This is a genomic window from Streptomyces sp. NPDC056231, assembly GCF_048270745.1.
Lineage (GTDB): Bacteria > Actinomycetota > Actinomycetes > Streptomycetales > Streptomycetaceae > Streptomyces.
This window is the reverse complement of sequence record NZ_JBLVKW010000046.1, coordinates 429-16,558: the sequence shown is the minus strand read 5'-3', so window position 1 is coordinate 16,558 and position 16,130 is coordinate 429. Positions and strand designations below refer to the sequence as shown.

At 69.6% G+C, this 16,130-nt stretch carries 11 protein-coding genes and 8 pseudogenes; 11 read left to right on the top strand and 8 right to left on the bottom strand.

Annotation, left to right across the window (positions count from 1 at the left end; all coding sequences use genetic code 11):
* Positions 1-185: 185 nt before the first annotated feature.
* Together ACNPQM_RS28700 and ACNPQM_RS28695 are read left to right on the top strand one after the other, a co-directional pair.
* A pseudogene (locus ACNPQM_RS28700) lies at positions 186-863 on the top strand (IS630 family transposase); the annotation flags it as partial.
* 4 nt (positions 864-867) lie between these two features.
* A pseudogene (locus ACNPQM_RS28695) lies at positions 868-1,458 on the top strand (transposase); the annotation flags it as partial.
* Positions 1,459-1,686: 228 nt separating this feature from the next.
* Here ACNPQM_RS28695 and ACNPQM_RS28690 read toward each other — a convergent pair.
* The 5 genes and pseudogenes from ACNPQM_RS28690 to ACNPQM_RS28670 form a co-directional block, all read right to left on the bottom strand.
* Positions 1,687-5,157 (bottom strand): annotated as a pseudogene (locus ACNPQM_RS28690) (S8 family serine peptidase); the annotation flags it as partial.
* 23 nt (positions 5,158-5,180) lie between these two features.
* Positions 5,181-5,471 (bottom strand): annotated as a pseudogene (locus ACNPQM_RS28685) (S8 family serine peptidase); the annotation flags it as partial.
* A gap of 199 nt (positions 5,472-5,670) precedes the next feature.
* Complete coding sequence (locus ACNPQM_RS28680; RefSeq protein WP_418086234.1) at positions 5,671-6,159, bottom strand: integrase core domain-containing protein; 489 nt, start codon at positions 6,157-6,159, stop codon at positions 5,671-5,673.
* 3 nt (positions 6,160-6,162) lie between these two features.
* Complete coding sequence (locus ACNPQM_RS28675; RefSeq protein WP_418086233.1) at positions 6,163-6,645, bottom strand: hypothetical protein; 483 nt, start codon at positions 6,643-6,645, stop codon at positions 6,163-6,165.
* Between the two features lie 6 nt (positions 6,646-6,651).
* Positions 6,652-6,843, bottom strand: a complete 192-nt coding sequence (locus ACNPQM_RS28670; RefSeq protein ID WP_418086232.1) for a hypothetical protein — start codon at positions 6,841-6,843, stop codon at positions 6,652-6,654.
* Positions 6,844-6,960: 117 nt separating this feature from the next.
* Between ACNPQM_RS28670 and ACNPQM_RS28665 the strand changes: the two are divergent.
* Both ACNPQM_RS28665 and ACNPQM_RS28660 read left to right on the top strand, forming a co-directional pair.
* Positions 6,961-7,706, top strand: a pseudogene (locus tag ACNPQM_RS28665) (transposase).
* Positions 7,697-7,888 (top strand): hypothetical protein, encoded by a 192-nt coding sequence (locus tag ACNPQM_RS28660; RefSeq protein ID WP_418086231.1) that lies wholly within the window; start codon positions 7,697-7,699, stop codon positions 7,886-7,888. Before ACNPQM_RS28665 ends, ACNPQM_RS28660 begins: the two are co-directional and overlap by 10 nt.
* A gap of 108 nt (positions 7,889-7,996) precedes the next feature.
* On the opposite strand, the gene ACNPQM_RS28655 is transcribed toward ACNPQM_RS28660, so the two are convergent.
* Positions 7,997-8,626, bottom strand: a complete 630-nt coding sequence (locus tag ACNPQM_RS28655; protein ID WP_418086274.1) for a class I SAM-dependent methyltransferase — start codon at positions 8,624-8,626, stop codon at positions 7,997-7,999.
* Positions 8,627-8,726: 100 nt separating this feature from the next.
* On the opposite strand from ACNPQM_RS28655, the pseudogene ACNPQM_RS28650 reads away from it, so the two are divergent.
* Positions 8,727-9,521, top strand: a pseudogene (locus tag ACNPQM_RS28650) (IS5 family transposase); the annotation flags it as partial.
* 23 nt (positions 9,522-9,544) lie between these two features.
* Here ACNPQM_RS28650 and ACNPQM_RS28645 read toward each other — a convergent pair.
* A pseudogene (locus tag ACNPQM_RS28645) lies at positions 9,545-9,841 on the bottom strand (oxidoreductase); the annotation flags it as partial.
* Between ACNPQM_RS28645 and ACNPQM_RS28640 the strand changes: the two are divergent.
* A pseudogene (locus ACNPQM_RS28640) lies at positions 9,840-10,094 on the top strand (5-amino-6-(5-phosphoribosylamino)uracil reductase); the annotation flags it as partial. The pseudogenes ACNPQM_RS28645 and ACNPQM_RS28640 overlap by 2 nt on opposite strands.
* 310 nt (positions 10,095-10,404) lie before the next feature.
* Here ACNPQM_RS28640 and ACNPQM_RS28635 read toward each other — a convergent pair.
* Positions 10,405-11,145, bottom strand: a complete 741-nt coding sequence (locus tag ACNPQM_RS28635) for a GntR family transcriptional regulator (protein WP_418086273.1) — start codon at positions 11,143-11,145, stop codon at positions 10,405-10,407.
* Positions 11,146-11,444: 299 nt separating this feature from the next.
* Between ACNPQM_RS28635 and ACNPQM_RS28630 the strand changes: the two genes are divergently transcribed.
* From ACNPQM_RS28630 to ACNPQM_RS28610, 5 genes are all read left to right on the top strand, one after another.
* A complete protein-coding gene (locus ACNPQM_RS28630; protein ID WP_418086230.1) occupies positions 11,445-12,602 on the top strand; it encodes an ABC transporter substrate-binding protein in 1,158 nt (385 codons plus the stop codon).
* A gap of 8 nt (positions 12,603-12,610) precedes the next feature.
* Complete coding sequence (locus ACNPQM_RS28625; protein WP_418086229.1) at positions 12,611-13,591, top strand: ABC transporter permease; 981 nt, start codon at positions 12,611-12,613, stop codon at positions 13,589-13,591.
* Entirely contained in the window at positions 13,588-14,421 is an 834-nt protein-coding gene (locus ACNPQM_RS28620) for an ABC transporter permease (protein ID WP_418086272.1), read from the top strand. Before ACNPQM_RS28625 ends, ACNPQM_RS28620 begins: the two co-directional genes overlap by 4 nt.
* Complete coding sequence (locus ACNPQM_RS28615; RefSeq protein WP_418086228.1) at positions 14,418-15,524, top strand: ABC transporter ATP-binding protein; 1,107 nt, start codon at positions 14,418-14,420, stop codon at positions 15,522-15,524. Before ACNPQM_RS28620 ends, ACNPQM_RS28615 begins: the two co-directional genes overlap by 4 nt.
* A gap of 47 nt (positions 15,525-15,571) precedes the next feature.
* Positions 15,572-16,130, top strand: a 559-nt coding sequence (locus ACNPQM_RS28610) for an HAD family hydrolase (protein ID WP_418086227.1), incomplete at its 3' end; no start/stop codon positions are given.

Sequence of the window (16,130 nt, the reverse complement as noted above, 5' to 3'; positions counted from 1 at the left end):
CGAGCGTCACCCTCTCCCGGCCGGCGGGCGCGACGGCGGTCTCCTCGACGCACCCGCGCGGCGTTGGCGGATGCTCACCGCGACCTGGTCCGGGCCGAGCGGAATGTCATTCCCACCGTGTCCGCCGGACCCGTCTCGCCTCCATTGAATCTCCCACGGACCAGACTCTGTTCGCCCGGACCGGCCGGGAGATCAAGGAGATCGCCAAGTCCAAGCCGGTCGAGCACGGCCTGCCGTTCTCGACCTGGAGCCCAGCCAGGCTGGCCGACTTCCTGGTAGCCGTGGGGGCGGTCGACGACATCAGCCACGATGGCCTTCGGGCCCTGCTCCGCGAGGAAGGCGTCTCATTTCCATGCATAAAGACCTGGAAGACCTCACACGACCCCGACTACGCGGCCAAGAAGTCCCAGGTCGAACACCTCTACGCGATCGCCGGCGGTGAGGTCATACCCGAGGAAGGCGAGCCCGAAGTCGTCTTATGCCTGGACGAGTTCGGCTCGCTCAACCTCCAGCCCCGGACGGCAACGGACCGAACGCGGCGGCCGCCACAAGGACCCCGCCCGGGAACCGGGGCCCCGCCGGCGGGCGACCTACACCCGCCCGCACGGGGTCCGGCACCTGTTCGCCGCCTACGACCTGGCCAAGGGCAAGCTCTATGGCCACATCAAGCCGAAGAAGAAGCGGACCAGGTTCCTGGAGTTCTGCCGTTACCTGCGCAGCCTCTACCCGCCCGAGATCCGCATCGCGATCGTGCTCGACAACTTGAGCAGGGCAGCGTGATCCGTCGCTACATCATCTGGCGAAACAAGCACGCCGCCGACGAACGCCTCCGCGAGGTCGTGAACAGGGCGAACGTTGCCTGATGCGGCACTAGCCTCGGTGCCGATGCCGCGGTCGGCCGACGGCCGGCTGGTCCTGGGCGTCGCTATCACCTGCTGGCTGCGGCCGGACGCCCACACCTCGCCGCAGCGGATCCTGTGCCACACCTACGGACGGTGCAAGGATCAGCACATTCCCGTTCCCGGCTGGCCCTACTCGGTGGTCTGCGCGCTGGAGCCGGGCCGCATTTCGTGGACTGTCCCGCTGGATGTGCGGCGTCTGGCGCCGGGCGAGGACGCGGCCGCGGTCACCGCCCGACAGCTGCGGGACCTGGTCGAGCGCCTGGTCGCCGCCGGGCAGTGGCAGGCCGGCGACCCGGACGCGCTCGTCGTCGCCGACGCCGGCTACGACGCCCCGCGTCTGGCCTTCCTGCCCCGGGACCTGCCCGTCCAGGTGCTGGCACGGATGCGCTCGGACCGTGTCCTGCGCCGGGCGGCCCCGCCCCGACTTCCCGGAACCAGGGGCCGCCCGCCCCGCCACGGCGGCGAGTTCGCCTTCGGCCAACCCGACACCTGGGGCATCCCCGACACCGAGACCACCACCGACACCCGCCTCTACGGCACCGCGACCGCACGCTCCGCGGTAGAGCCCGCTGGTCACCTTCGACGAGTACGAGCGACCGGCGGGAGCCACCGGCACCTCGCCCGGCTTCGGCTGCTCGGGCATGGGCTCCTGCTCAACCTGGTCTGCGCGCGGGTCGAGCGTCACGCGCAGCGCGGCGATGCTCGGGGCGCGTAGGCCCTTCGAACCCCGCAGTTCCACGGTCAGCGGGCCGCCCTCGTGCTTCACGACGGCGGTGCGCCAGTCGGCGGCGTTCGGCCCCACGGCCGCGGCCGCGTCGTACGCGTACTCCGTCAGGGAGCCGTCCACGAGGACGTCGAACACCCGCTTCCCCTTGGCCACCTTCTCGATCTCGGCGAACCCGAGATCGATCGCGTAGGTGCCCTTGGGTGCGTCGGGGAAGGTGTAGGTCAGGTCCTTGGCCGGCGTGGTGCGCTGCGACTGGAACAGCTTGCCGTCCGTCGTGCCTTCGATCCCGGCCTGCGTGGAGGTGACCTTCGCCTTCCCCTCGTAGCCCCACGCCGCGTCGCCGGAGGCCTGGTCGCCGGACCAGGTGTAGCCGGAGCCGTCGGTGAACGAAGGGCCGCCGGCGTTGACGCCGACCTGGTGCTTCGTGGTCGTGAGCGTCACTGGGACGTAGGTCTTGGACTGGCGTCCGGAGTCGGACCTCACCACGATGTTCGCGCCGAGGACTCCTGGCTTGGCGTCCTTCGAGGAGACCGAGACCTTGACGGTCGTCGACTCACCCGGGGCCAGGGTGCCGCCGGTCGAGGAGAGCGACAGCCACGGCAGGTCGGTGAGCAGGTCGTCCTCGACGTCGACGAGCAGGACGTCGTCGGCGATCTGGTCCACGGCCCAGAGCGCGCCGGTCACGTCGGTGGCCAGGCCACCGCCCTGTCGCGCCTTCATGCCTGGGAACCACCAGGCGTTGACGAGCTGACAGGTGCTGGGGTTGACCTGAATCAGCCGGGTCGGTCCGCTGCTGGCGAGGTCGCTGTACCAGAGCGTGTCCGACGCGGGGTTGTAGGCCAGCCCCATCACCTCTGGCTTGGGCGCAGCGCAGTAGGAGAGGAACTCACCCGGGTTGTCCCACGAGGTGCCGGCGACGGTCCCGATAGAACCGTTCGCGCGGCCGCCCACGTAGAAGACGTCGAGCGTCGGGTTGTAGGCGAGCCCGGTCAACTGCACCGTGGACCACGTGCCCTTGATGATCCTCGTCTCCTTACCGGTCTCCCGGTCGAAGCAGTGGATCACCGAGCGCGGGCTGTCCTCGATCTGGCACATGTCGCCGGTCCGAGTGTCGAGCTCCAGGTCGAACGCGCGGTAGGCGGGGTTCCACGCAGCGTCGAAGACCTTGCCGGTCGGCTTGCCGGTCACCGTGTAGGCGGTGTTGGTCCTCGCGTCGTAGTCGTGGACCCAGACGTCGCCGTCGTATCCGACGCCGGTGGGCTCCTTCTCCTCGATCTTGCCGGGGATGGCGATCCGGGTGATGACGTCGCCGCCGGAGGTCGTGCCGATCTTGTCGGCGGCTCGCGCTGCAGCGGCATCGACCTTGGTGCTCGTGCCGTCGAACGCCGACGGCTTCGTGCCTGTCGACGTCTTGTTCCAAGCGGTGAGGTCGATGGTGCTGTCGGCTCCCGTCCCGGTGCGCTCGGTGGCTCCGGTCGCGTCGAGCTCCGGGTGGCGCCCCGCCTCGCCCAGGTCGTACTTCAGCGATGCCGAGCCGGTGTTGGTCAGCGTCAGCGTGCCGACGCCCTTCTGATCGGTGCCCAGCACCGCGTCGAGGCCGTCGGCCTTCAGGCCGGCGACACCCGTGGTCAGACGTGCGTCGATCTTGGCCTTCGCGTAGAGCTTGTCGAGGGAGAAGGGGTCTGCCGCGGTCGTGTAGTTCGGCGCGTCGACCGTCATCGTGTAGTCGCCAACCGGAAGCTGGCGATGCACGAGGCCCGTCCCGTTGGTCGTGACGGTCTCGACGAGCCCATTCTTGTTCGTGAAAGAGACCTTGGCCCCGGCCACCGGCAGCCCGTCGTTCTGGTCGACGACGGTCGCGTCGAGGTACCCGAAGTCAGGCAGGTCGTAGGTGACGATCATCCCGTCGTGCAGCACCGGGGCGTTGTCGGAGAACCGGATGCCGTCGACGCCGGCCCAGCCCTGTATGCCGGTGATGGCGCGGGCGCCGGCGGTCACCGGGTCGTCGGTGCCGATGCCGTGCCCGTACCCGAAGATCACGGTGCCGGAGCGGGTGAAGGTGGCCGAGAAGCTGACCGGCTTTGTGTATTCCGATCGGATCGGGTAGGCCCAGACCTGGACATCGCGGAACTCGACGACGAAGGCGTCCTCGCCGTTGACCTTGGTCGCCGCCGTGTAGACGCCACCGCCCGTGGTCTGGACGGGGGTCTGAACATAGAACGGGAAGGCGCCGGCACCGCCGGTGCCGGGACCGGTGGAGGCGTCCGGGGAGACCACGCCGCGCAGGCTGATATTCAGGGTGTCGTGGCTCCCGTTGTAGAGCGCGACCGGGAACGGCAGCTTCACCGTGGCCCAGACGCCGCTCGGGAACGCGACCGGGTCGGTGCCGCGCAGGTACTCGCCTTCGGAGACGGAGCAGGTGTAGCCGCCCTCGTCGATGACGAGCGCGACCGGGAATTCGGGCGACTCGTTCTGCGCGCCGACGGTCAGCGGGACGGTCGTGGGCGAGAAGCAGGCGTTGGGTTTGATGTTCAGTGCGTACCCGCCCTCGGGGACAGCGGCGATCGTGAACGCGCCGTTGGCATCCGTGCGTACCGCGGCCAGCGGCGTGTCCTTGACGGAGACATCGGCGTTCGGAACGGGCTGCTTCTTGTCGTCGACGACCCTGCCGCTGATGTCGTGGCGCGCCGCGGCGGTGAGGGGAACCTCGAGCGAGGTGTTCTGGCCGAGGGCGATCCTGGCGCTGTTGGTCGCGGTCAGGTAGCCGAAGACCTTGGTGCTGATCTGATAGTCGCCGACCGGGAGGTTCATCGTGAACCGGCCGTCCTTGTCGGTCCCGATGGACCGGCTGAACGGGCCGCTGATCGTCACCTCGGCGGCGGGGACCGGGGCGCCCTTGGCGGTGACGACACCGGTCAGGGTGCCGCCCTGGCGCGGCGCGAGTTCGAGCAGGCGGACGAGGTCGAGCCGGCCCTCGCCGTACTTGTTGTTGAAGGCAGCGGTGCCGCCGCACTCGATGTCGTCGACGTCGACGGCCGACTCGGCAAGCAGGCGGCGGGTCTCCTCGACCTGCCCGATGAGGGTCGGGTCATAGCTCCACAGCGCCGCCACGGCGCCGGCGACGTGGGGAGCCGCCATCGATGTGCCGGACATCTCGGTGTAGCTGTTGTTCGGGTAGGAGGACCGGACGGTCACGCCGGGGGCGGAGATTTCTGGTTTGATCCGGCCGCCTTCACCCTCGCCCTTGCGGGAGAACGACGCGAGCGTGCCGTTCGACTCGTAAGCGCCAACAGAGTAGGCACTCGCGGCCGAGCCGGGCGAGGAGACGGTGTCGCAGGCCGCGTACGGCGAGGTGTTGCCCGATGACCAGACGCAGAAGATGCCCGCGGCGCTCCAGGCCTCGTCGATGGCCTGGAAGAAGTCGTTGAAGTTGTGCTCCGCATTCTGGCCCCACGAGTTGTTGATGACGTGCGGGCGCTTTGAGACGTCCGGCTTGTCCCATGGACGTCGGTCGGGGCGAGCAGCCACCAGCCGAACTCGAGCAGCGATTCGGGGCCGTTCGACGCGCAGCACCCGTTCGTCGCTATCCACTGCGCGTCCGGTGCGACGCCGACGTGGTTGGTGCCGTCGTCGCCGACCATGGTGCCCATGGTGTGCGTGCCGTGCCCGTTGTCGTCGCACGGCGCACCCGTGCAGGTGCCCCGGGTGGCCATCCAGTTGTAGTCGTGGTCGAACGTGCCGTCGCCGTTGTTGCCGCGGTAGGAGTCCACCAGCGCCGGATGGTCGAACTGGACGCCCGAGTCGAGGTTGGACACGGTGATGCCCGCACCGGTGGCGCCCATGGCCCAGGCCTTGGGGGCGTGAATGGCGTCCAGACCCCAAGAGACGGTGCCCGCCTCGGCGGTGGCCGCGGGGGCGGAGGGGCGGACGGCCTGGTCGGCCGGCGTCTTCTCGTCCACGGGCTCCAAGGTCTGGAAGGTCTCACCGCTTGGGCGGTTCGGCGTACCGGTAGCTTTCAAGTCAAATGAGACGTTTATGTGGCTATGAGTTTTGTGGTGCTGGTTGCATGCGTTTGACAGGATCGTTGATCCAGACCTGGCCGGGTATCGCGGGCGGTTTCGGCCGTCGGGCGAAGCGTTCGGGATGACGTTCGTATGCTTCGGCGAGGGCGACGGCCCGCTGGTTCCGCACCTCGTGTGCGGTGCCGAAGTGGACCGAGGCGGGGGCGTGCAGGCCGATCCCGGAGTGCCTGTGCTCGTGGTTGTAGTAGTAGCCGACGAGCGCGTCCATCCATTCCCTGGCGTGTGCCAGTGAATCGAAGCGGTCGGGGCAGTCGGCGGCGTACTTGGTGGTGCGGAACTGGCTTTCGCTGAAAGGGTTGTCGTTGCTCACCCTGGGGCGGGAATGGCTCCTGGTGACACCAAGGTCGATCAGCGGCTGGGAGACCTTCTTGCTGGTCATGGAGGTGCCGCGGTCCCATTGGACGGTGTGGGGCACGATGCCGTTGCGTTCGATGGTCTCGCGGATCAACTCCTAGGCCCGCTCAGCCGTTTCGGCGAGTTCGACCGTGTGACCGACGATGTAGCGGCTGAAGATGTCGATGATCACGTAGGCGTGGAACCAGATGCCCTTGACAGGACCGGGCGGCCGGGTGATGTCCCAGGTGAACACCTCCGACGGCCCGTTCGCGACCAGTTCGGGAATCGTCCTGGGCGGGTGGGTGGCCTGTCCGCGGCGTTCGCCGTTCTGCCCGGCGGCGGACAGGATCCGGTACATCGTCCGCTCCGAACACCAGTAGTATCCTGCGTCCAGCTCACATGCCCAGACCTGGGCGGGTGGCAGGTCGGCGCACTCCGGCCGGTTCAGCAGCGCCAGGACCTGGGCCCGCTCGGCCGGTGTCAGGGCCGAGGCGGGCGTGGGTCTCGGGCACGGCGCGGGCCTCGGTGGCGGGTTGAGGTGGCGGTAGTGGGTGGCGCGTGAGCGTCCGGTCAGCCGACAGGCCGCCGTGGTGCCCAACTGCCCCTAGCACTCACGGAAGCCGAACGCGCCCCGGATCTCGATCCGATGCCGCTTGATCGCCCGCCCCGACCAGTCGTACGCGGCCCACTCCTCCGCGGCCACCTCAACTGCTGGGCGACGTACGACACCGCCGGCGTCGGGATCTCCCCCGGAGTCCTCCGGGAACCGGGCCTCCACCTCGAAGAACTTCAGCAACAGCGCGAACCCAATCGGTTCGCCCCCGACTTGTTCCGCAGCCGCTCCTGGTCCTCCTCCAGCAGCGTCCAGATCGATGACACCGGCTTCCTGAAGGACGGGGATGCCTCGGCGTGTGTGTCGAGGCAGTACACCGGCACTGCGGGCAAGGTCACCAACTGGCAGGTGGGGGTGTCGCTGCACCTGGGCACGATCACGCCTCGGCCGCGGTCAACTGGCGGCTGTTCCTGCCCGCCTCCTGGGATCCCGCCTCGCCGGATGCGGATGCGGGCAGGGTCGCCCGCCGCGGCCGTTGCGGGATCCCTGCCCGGGTGGGGCATGTGGAAAAGTGGCAGCTGGCACTGGACATGATCGACGAGGCCCGCACCTGGGGCGTGGACGTCCCGCTGGTCGTCGCGGACGCCGGATATGGAGATGCCGCCGCCTTCCGCCTGCGGTTGGAGGAACGGAAACCGGCCTACGCAGTCGGGATCTCCTGCCGTCACACCGCCCATCGCGCCCATGCACGGCCGATCACTCCCGAGTATCAAGGCATCGGCCGCCCACCGGTGGCGACATACCCGGACAAGCCCCAGACGGTGAAGGAACTGGTCATGGAGGCCGGCCGGCAGGCGGCCCGGCCCGTCTCCTGGCGCGAGGGCTCCCGGCCAGGCACAGGCCGAACCGGCCTCAAGCGCATGTACTCGCGCTTCGTCGCCCTGCGCATTCGTCCCGCCGGACGCGAGATCCGCCAGGCCACGCAGGGTGTGGAACTGCCTGAACGCCGACTGCTGGCGAATGGCCCGCCACCGAGCCGGAACCGGTGCAGTTCCGGCTGTCCAGCCTGCCCTCCGGCATACCCCTGGCCTCGCTGGTGCGGCTGACCAAGCTCCGCCGGCGCATCGAGCACGACTACCAGGAGATGAAACAGGCCCTGGCACTCGCCCACTTCGAAGGCCGCACCTGGGGCGGCTGGCACCACCACGTCACCCTCGTCTCCGCCGCCCATGCCTTCTGCACCCTCCAACGACTGGCACGAGACCCAAAAGACGCGGCGCAGGACTGAGCCTCTACCAAGTAGTCCGCGAGCTGCAGACACTCCTCGCCCTCTGGGCCGGCACCTGCCCCACCTGCCACCGCGACATACCCACCCCAATGCGAACCTGACCAAGCCCTACTTGAGGAGGCGGGCCAGCAAGTGGGCGTCGAGGAAGCCCCGCTCGGAGGCCGGGTCGTGGAGCAGCCGAGCGATCGTGCCGAGCCCGGCCCCGGCAAGCAACTCGGCGAACCGGTCTACCGGCCAGCAGTAGGCGGGCGTCACCTTGTGATCGAAGCGGACCGGCTCCGGTCCCTCGGTCCCGAAGAACGAGACCAGGAGCAGGCCCCCTGGTGCCAGGACACGCACCTGCTCGGCGAGCAGCGCGGGCAATTCCCCAGGCGGGGTATGGATCATCGAGTAGTGGGCCAGCACGCCGCCGAGCGCACCATCCTCGACCGGCAGGGCCTCCATTCGCGCCTCGTCGAACCGCAGCGCCGGATGGGCACGCCGGGCGTGGTCGACCATGGCCGGGGAGAGGTCGAGCCCAAAGGCGTCCAGCCCCAGGTCGTGCAGCATGGCCGTCAGATGTCCAGGCCCGCACCCGACGTCGGCTGCCCGCAGGTTCCCCGTCCCACGCACCAGCTCAGCGAAGGTGCCAATCATGTTTCGCGCGAACGGCTGCGTCTCCAACCGATTAGCAAACATCGACGCATACAGCTCGACGACCCCGTCGTAGGCAGCCCTGGTTTCGTCCTGGTGTTCCATCACGGGAAAGAAGCTAACACCCGTGCCGTTCAAAGCCGTTCTCCGCCCCCATCTCCAAGGTGGTTGGATCACTCCCGGACTGATGATCCGGGGGTGCTGGGTGGCTCGGCCGAAGCCGTGGGAAGTCGACGACGAGCTGTGGGCGGTGGTCGAGCCGCTGCTACCCAGGGTCGGGCGTCGGGCCCGGCACCCCGGGCGCAAGCGGCATCCGGACCGGCTTGTGTTCCAGGGCATTCTGTTCGTCCTACACACCGGGATCGCCTGGGAGCACCTGCCACAGGACCTCGGCTTCGGTTCGGGTATGACCTGTTGGCGTCGCCTGGCCGAGTGGACCGAGGCCGGTGTGTGGCCTCGGCTCCACGAGGTTCTCCTCGCCGAACTCCGCAGGGAGAACGCCCTGGACTTCTCCCGGGCGGCCGTCGACGGCTCCCATATTCGGGCGCTAAAGGGGGGAGCCAAGACCGGACGAAGCCCCGTCGACCGGGGCAGGGCGGGCAGCAAACATCACCTGATCACCGACGCTACCGGCATCCCTCTGGCCGCCACCCTGACCGGAGGCAACCGCAACGACGTCACTCAGCTGATCCCACTGCTGACGGCGATCCCGCCGGTGCGGGGCAAGCGCGGTCGGCCCCGTCGGCGCCCCACGGTGGTTCTGGGCGACCGCGGCTACGACCACGACAAGTACCGCCGTCTGGTCTGGGATCTCGGGGTGAAGCCGCTGATCGCCCGCCGGGGAATCGAGCACGGCTCCGGACTTGGCACCCAACGCTGGGTCGTCGAGCGCGCGTTCGCCCACCTGCACTGGTTCCGCCGGCTGCGGATCCGCTGGGAGATACGCGACGACATCCACGACGCCTTCCTCACCCTCGGATGCGCACTGATCTGCTGGCGACGCCTGAACTCAGCTGTCGCCCGCTATTTCTTCTGCAGGGTGCGGGTGACACCCGCGATGACGGCGGTCGTCAGCACCCATCCCAAAGCGATCAACAGGTAGGCCAGCCACTGGATGTCGTTCGGCCAGTACCAGGCCGTGCGCTGCCCCAGACCACCGATGGGGATCAAGAGGTCGAGCGTGTAGACGAGGGGCTGGAACGGGGCGCCTTCGCCTTGTTTGACCGGGGTGGGCGAGTGGGCGCCGAAGGACAGCATGCCCATCAAGGTCAGCACAAGGAGCCAGACGCCGGCAAGCCAGGGGCGGTAGCCGTAACCGACGATCCACAGCTCCCTGGAACCCTGCGCCAAACGCGCCTCACAGCCCCGGCCCTGCGCCCAGCTCATCCGCGACGCAGGCATCCACCGTGTCGTCACCGCCTGACGCGATCCCAACACGTTCGTCCCCGGGGCCGACGGCACCGAGCTCCTCCAGGACGCAGGCGTCACCGTCATCGAACTGGCCGGCTACGCCGACGCCGCGAAATCTCCGAACCTGCACCTGCTGCAGCTCATTGGCGGCTTGCGCAGCTGACTGAACGGATCCCGCTGGCCTTCACCGACCGACGCCACGCGGCCCTCCAGCCGCAGCAGCGCCACCGACGGCGGCAAGGGAGCAGAGGCTGGTGGAGTCGCGGGCTCGGGCGCTCGAAGCGGTCCCCTCGCGGGTGGCACTCGACCGCCTGCCCTTGCAGGTGCTGCGCAGGATACGGCTGGCGGTACGTCCGGACACGGTTCACCGGGTTCGGTCCAAGGGGTGACCATACAGAACCGCGGGCGGGCCCAACAGCCGCCCCGGACGTCGGCGGGCGAGTGCTATGCACCTCTGAAGGACCACGCTGCGGTCATTCGCCAGGCTGGCGGACGAGCGGGTTGGCGCCGATGGAGTTGTGGATACGGAAGTTGACCGTTCCCGGCCGGTAGCGGTCGTCGGACCACTCCACGGGGCGGCCGGCGTGGGTGGTGGTGACCCGGCGGACCCGCAGCAGCGGCGTGCCGCGGCGTACACCGAGCAGTTCCGCGTCGCGGGTGCCCGCCGCAAGTGTGTCGATGACGTGCTCGCCGTGCGCGAAGACCACGCCCACCTCGTCGAGCAGCCGCTGGGTGACAGACTCGCAGTCGGGCTCAATGCGCTCGACCGCGTCCGCGATCCAGCCGGCGTAGACGGTGCGTTCCAGCAGGGCCGGCTGTCCGTCCAGACCACGCATCCGCAGGACGTACAACACCTCTGATCCTGCAGGAAGTTGGAGGCGCAGCGCGTCCTCGGTGGAGGCCGAGCGCCGGGCGGTCTCGACGACGCTGCCGGTGGCCTTGTGTCCGGCTACCCGCGCCCACTGAGCGAAGCTGCGCAGTTCGGTGAAGCTCTGGCTGCGGCGGGCGCCGAGCACCACCCGCCGGGTGCCCTGTCGTGAGCCGATCAGTCCCTCGGCCACCAGAGCCGTGAGCGCCTGGCGGACGGTGCCGCGGGATACCTGGTACCGCTCGGCGAGTTCGCCCTCGGTAGGGAGCCGGCCCCCCACCGGGTAGTCGCCGCGGTCGATCGCAACCCTCAGCTCGCCGGCGATCTGTTCGTGCCGTGCCGCCACACCCAGCCCTCTCATCCGCGATACCGGCTCCGCTCTGCGCGGCACCGGCGTGTACACACAGGGTAGGTGATCCCGCCGCGCCGGGCACGCTCATCCTGCACACAGCGGAGACCGCATCCCCTACGCGGCCCCCATCGTCTGAAACAGCCTTCAAACCGAGAGCGAGCAGCAGCTCTCCGTTCACCGAGAGGTCATCACGCTCCGACGTACTTGGGACATCTTGTTTGGACAAGTTATCTGGATCCGGGCAGTACCCGATCACTGTTGTCCGGGCAGCTCATGCACCCTCAGGAGACCTTGTGAACCTGTTTTCTGCGCGAATATCCGGCTTTGCCGGCGTACTGACCGCAGCCACGCTCGCGCTCAGTGCCTGCGGCTCGGCTCCCGATTCCGTCGCGTCCGGCGGCACGGGCGGCCCGCACGCCGCCACCGTCGCTTCGGCGCAGGACCTCGGTGGTATGGACGCACTGGTCGCGGCGGCCAAGAAGGAGGGCGTGCTCAACGCGATCGCCCTGCCCCGCGACTGGGCCAACTATGGTGCCGTGATCGACGGATTCACGAAGAAGTACGGCATCAAGGTCAACGACGAGAACCCGGACGGCGCCAGCCAGGACGAGATCAACGCCATCACCTCGCGCAAGGGCCAGGACCGCGCTCCGGACGTGGTGGACCTGGGCCAGTCGTTCGCGCTCAGCGCAGCTCAGCAGGGGCTGCTCGCCCCGTACCGGGTTGCGGCCTTCGACGCCATCCCGGCCACGCAGCGCGACGCCCAGGCCCGCTGGTACAACGACTACGGCGGCTATGTCTCGATCGGTTGCGACGCCAAGCGCGTCAAGCAGTGCCCCCAGTCCTTCGCCGACCTGCTGAAGCCGCAGTACAAGGGCCAGGTCGCCATGAACGGCAATCCGACCAAGTCGGGCTCCGCCTTCGGCGCGGTCTTCGCCGCAGCCCTGGCGAACAAGGGCTCCTTCGACGACATCCAGCCCGGCCTGGACTTCTTCGCGAAGCTCAAGAAGGCCGGCAACTACAACCCGGTGGAGACCACACCGGCCACGGTCGAGAAGGGCGAGACCCCGATCAGCATCGACTGGGACTACCTCAACGCCGGCTACGCCGATGAGTTCCGCAGCAAGGGCGTGGACTGGAAGGTGGTCGTCCCCACCGACGGCCAGTACGCGCAGTACTACTCGCAGGCCATCAACAAGGACGCCCCGCACCCGGCGGCCGCCCGGCTGTGGGAGGAGTACCTCTACAGCACCGAGGGGCAGAATCTCTTCCTGAAGGGCTACGCCCGCCCGGCGCTCATGCCCTCGATGACTCGGAGCGGCACGCTCGACAGCGCAGCCGCCGCCCGTCTGCCCCAGGTCGACGGCACTCCCTCCTTCCCGGCCGACACCCAGTTGGACAAGGCCAAGCAGGTCGTGGCCCAGGGCTGGGCCAAGGCCGTGGCCGGCTGACCCAGCTCATGACCGACTCCTCCGCCACCGTTTCTCCCGCCGTCGTGTCCGTCGGCGGGGGGCCGAACGCCGCGGCACGGCGCCCGGAACCGGCTCCGCCCGGGCCCCGTACCGAATCCCGGCTGTCCCGCCCGGCCCCGCAACCGCGCCGTCGCTCGGCGGCCGCACTCGCGGTCGTACCGCTGCTTGCCTTCACTGCGCTGTGCTTCGGCGTCCCGGCGCTGGCCATGCTGAACGGCGCGTTCACCGCGCAGGACCCGACGACGGGCGCCTCGCACTACACCACCGCCAACCTCAGCGCCTCGTTGCAGGGCGCGTACCTGACCGCGCTGGGCGGCAGCGTCAAACTGTCCGCCGTCTGCGCAGGCGCAGGCACGGTGCTCGGGCTGCTGCTCGCGCAGGCCGTGGTCACAGCCCGGTTCCGGGCGCTGCGCGAGGTGGTGCTCACCGCCTCCGGGGTGCTGGCCAACTTCGGCGGAGTGCCGCTCGCCTTCGCTTTCGTCGCCACCCTGGGCAACGCCGGCGTGATCACACAGCACCTGCACCTGACCGAACACGGCTGGAGCCTGTACAGCTTCTGGGGCCTGGTGATCACATACCTGTACTTCCTGATCCCGCTCATGGTGCTCACCGTCGTGCCCGCGCTCGACGGCCTGCGCGTCCAGTGGCGGGAGGCAGCGCAGAACAACGGCGCCACCGCCTGGCAGTACTGGCGGTACGTCGCACTGCCCGTGCTGGCCCCGTCGCTGCTCGGCGGCCTGGTGCTGCTCTTCGGCACCGCATTCGCCGCGTACGCAACCGCCGCAGCCATGGTCGGCAGCTCGGTGCCCCTGGTCACCCTGCAGATCGCCGACGCCCTCTCCGGCAACGTCCTGGTCGGTCAGGCCAACACGGCGCTCGCGCTCAGCCTGGACATGGTCCTGGTGGCCGGTCTGGTCATGGCGGTGTACCGCCCCCTACAGCGACGGAGCGCCCGATGGCTCGACTGACCCGCCTGCGCGTCTGGCGGGGCCTGGTCCTCGCCGGCGCGGCGCTGTACTTCCTCGGGCCGCTGGCCGCCTCCGCGGTCTTCACCGTGGACGCCCCTGGCCAGGGCCTCACCCTGGGTGCGTACACCCGCATCGTCGTCGCCGACGGCTTCGGCGACGGCCTGCTGCTCTCCCTCGAACTGGCCGCCGCCACCATCGCCCTGGTGCTGCTCCTCGTGGTGCCCGCGCTGCTCGCAGTACGGCTGGGAGTGCCCCGGCTGCGCCCCGTGGTCGAGGTGGTGTGCTCACTGCCGCTGGTGGTACCCGCGGTCGCGCTGACGGCCGGAATCAGCACCGTCCTCGCCTGGGCGCCCGACCACCTGGCGCGCACCCCGTTCTTCGGGACCTTCGTTGCCATCCAGAACCCGGCCTTCCCCGTGGTGCTGGTGCTCGCGTACACGGTGATGGCGCTGCCGTTCGTGCACCGGGCGCTGGATGCCGGGCTGAGCACGATCGACGTACGCACCCTGGTGGAGGCCGCCCGAAACTGCGGCGCCGGATGGCCGCATGCGGTGCTGCGGGTGGTGCTGCCCAATCTGCGGGCGCCGCTGCTGGCCTCGTCCTTTCTCACTTTCGCCCTGGTGCTCGGCGAGTTCACCGTTGCCCAACTGCTCGGCTTCCAGCCCTTCGCGGTGTGGATCGCCGGGATCGCAGGCTCCGACGCCCAGCTGTCGGTGGCCGTGTCGGTGCTCAGCCTGCTGCTCACCTGGCTGCTCCTGCTGCTGCTCGCGCCGGCCGGAGGGCGCCGCCGCACCGCTCGTACTCCCCGGAAGGGGGTCGTCTCCGCATGATCGATCCGCATACGCCCGGCCTCAGCTCGACCGGCCGGACCCCGACAGAGGCTCGGGAGACCGGCGCCGCCCTTGAGTTCGTCGAACTGCGCCGGACCTTCGGTACCACCTTGGCTCTCGACGGCCTGAGTCTCTCGGTGCGGCCTGGTGAACTGCTTGCCCTGCTAGGCCCGTCCGGCTGCGGCAAAACCACCGCGCTGCGGATGCTCGCGGGCTTTGAGCAGCCCGAATCCGGCCAGGTGCTGGTGGACGGCCGTGACGTCACCCGAGTGCCGGCACACCGCCGCGACGCCGGCATGGTCTTCCAGTCGTACAGTCTCTTCCCGCACCTCACTGCCCGCGACAACGTCGCCTTCGGGCTGCGGATCCGCAAGGCAGGTGCGGCCGAGCGGCGGGCTCGCGCTGCGGAGCTGCTGGAGCTGGTCGGCCTGCCTGACCATGGCAACCGCTACCCGCACCAACTGTCGGGCGGTCAGCAGCAGCGCGTCGCGCTGGCCCGTGCGCTGGCGCTGCGGCCGCGGGTGCTGCTCCTGGACGAGCCGCTGTCGGCACTGGACGCCAAGGTACGGCTGACGCTGCGCGAGGAGATCCGCCGGCTCCAGCAGGACCTCGGCATCACCACCCTCTTCGTCACCCACGACCAGGAGGAGGCGCTGTCGATGGCCGATCGGGTGGCGGTGATGCGTGGCGGGCGGCTGGAGCAGTGCGCCCCGCCCATGGAGCTGTACGCGCACCCGGCGACCGCGTTCGTCGCCGAGTTCGTCGGCACCATGAACCGGCTGCCCGGCTGCCCGGCCGGCGACGGCGAGATCGAGGTGCTGGGTCGTCGGCTTCCGGTGGCGGGCGGGGCGGCGGCGGGCGACGCGCTGGACGTACTGGTGCGGCCCGAGGCCGTTTCTGTGCGTTCCGATGCCGACGGCGGGGCGAGGGTGGTGGCGGCGACCTTCCTGGGCGCGATGACCCGGCTGACCGTACGGCTCGCCGACGGCACCGAGATCAAGGCCGACCTGTCCACACCCGACGCAGCCGCGCTCGGCGCGGGTGCGGCGGTCTCCGTGGCCATCCCCGACCGACCGGTGCTGGTGGACTCCCGCCGCACCTGACAGAGTATTCGTTGACACTACGTCACTTTTGAGCAGAAGAGCAGACCTTGCCTCCACACACCGCTGAGTCAGTCCGGCTGCAGGCCGTCCTCTTCGACATGGACGGCACCCTGGTGGCCACCGAGTGGGTCTGGTGGGACGCCGTCGAGTCGGTCGCCTGCGACCTCGGATACGCCCTCGGGGAGGCCGACACACCTGACGTACTCGGCCGATCCGTGGAGCACACCGCGGGCCACCTGTACCGCAACACCGGCGGGCGGGCACCCGCGGCGCACCTCGCCGGCGAGCTCCTGAGGGAGTTCGTGGACCGGGTCGCGACGCAGGTGGTGCCGCGACCCGGCGCCCTGGAACTGGTGGACGCGCTCCGCGAGGCGGGCATCCCCACCGCGCTGGTGTCCGCCTCCCCGCGCGCGGTGGTGGACACCGTGCTGACGACCATCGGTCGACACCGGTTCGACGTCACGGTCGCCGTCGAGGACACCCCGCGCACCAAGCCCGCCCCCGACCCCTACCTCGCCGCCGCGGGGGGGCGGGGGGGGGCCCCCCGCCCCGGGGGGGCGGGGGGGGGCCAACCCCGGGGCCCCGTCCCCCCCCCCCCACCTGGAA

Excerpts from the sequence above, each read along its gene's own strand:
- ACNPQM_RS28655 (WP_418086274.1), bottom strand. The coding sequence starts at position 8,626 with ATGGAACACCAGGACGAAACCAGGGCTGCCTACGACGGGGTCGTCGAG.
- ACNPQM_RS28625 (WP_418086229.1), top strand. The coding sequence starts at position 12,611 with ATGACCGACTCCTCCGCCACCGTTTCTCCCGCCGTCGTGTCCGTCGGC.
- ACNPQM_RS28615 (WP_418086228.1), top strand. The coding sequence starts at position 14,418 with ATGATCGATCCGCATACGCCCGGCCTCAGCTCGACCGGCCGGACCCCG.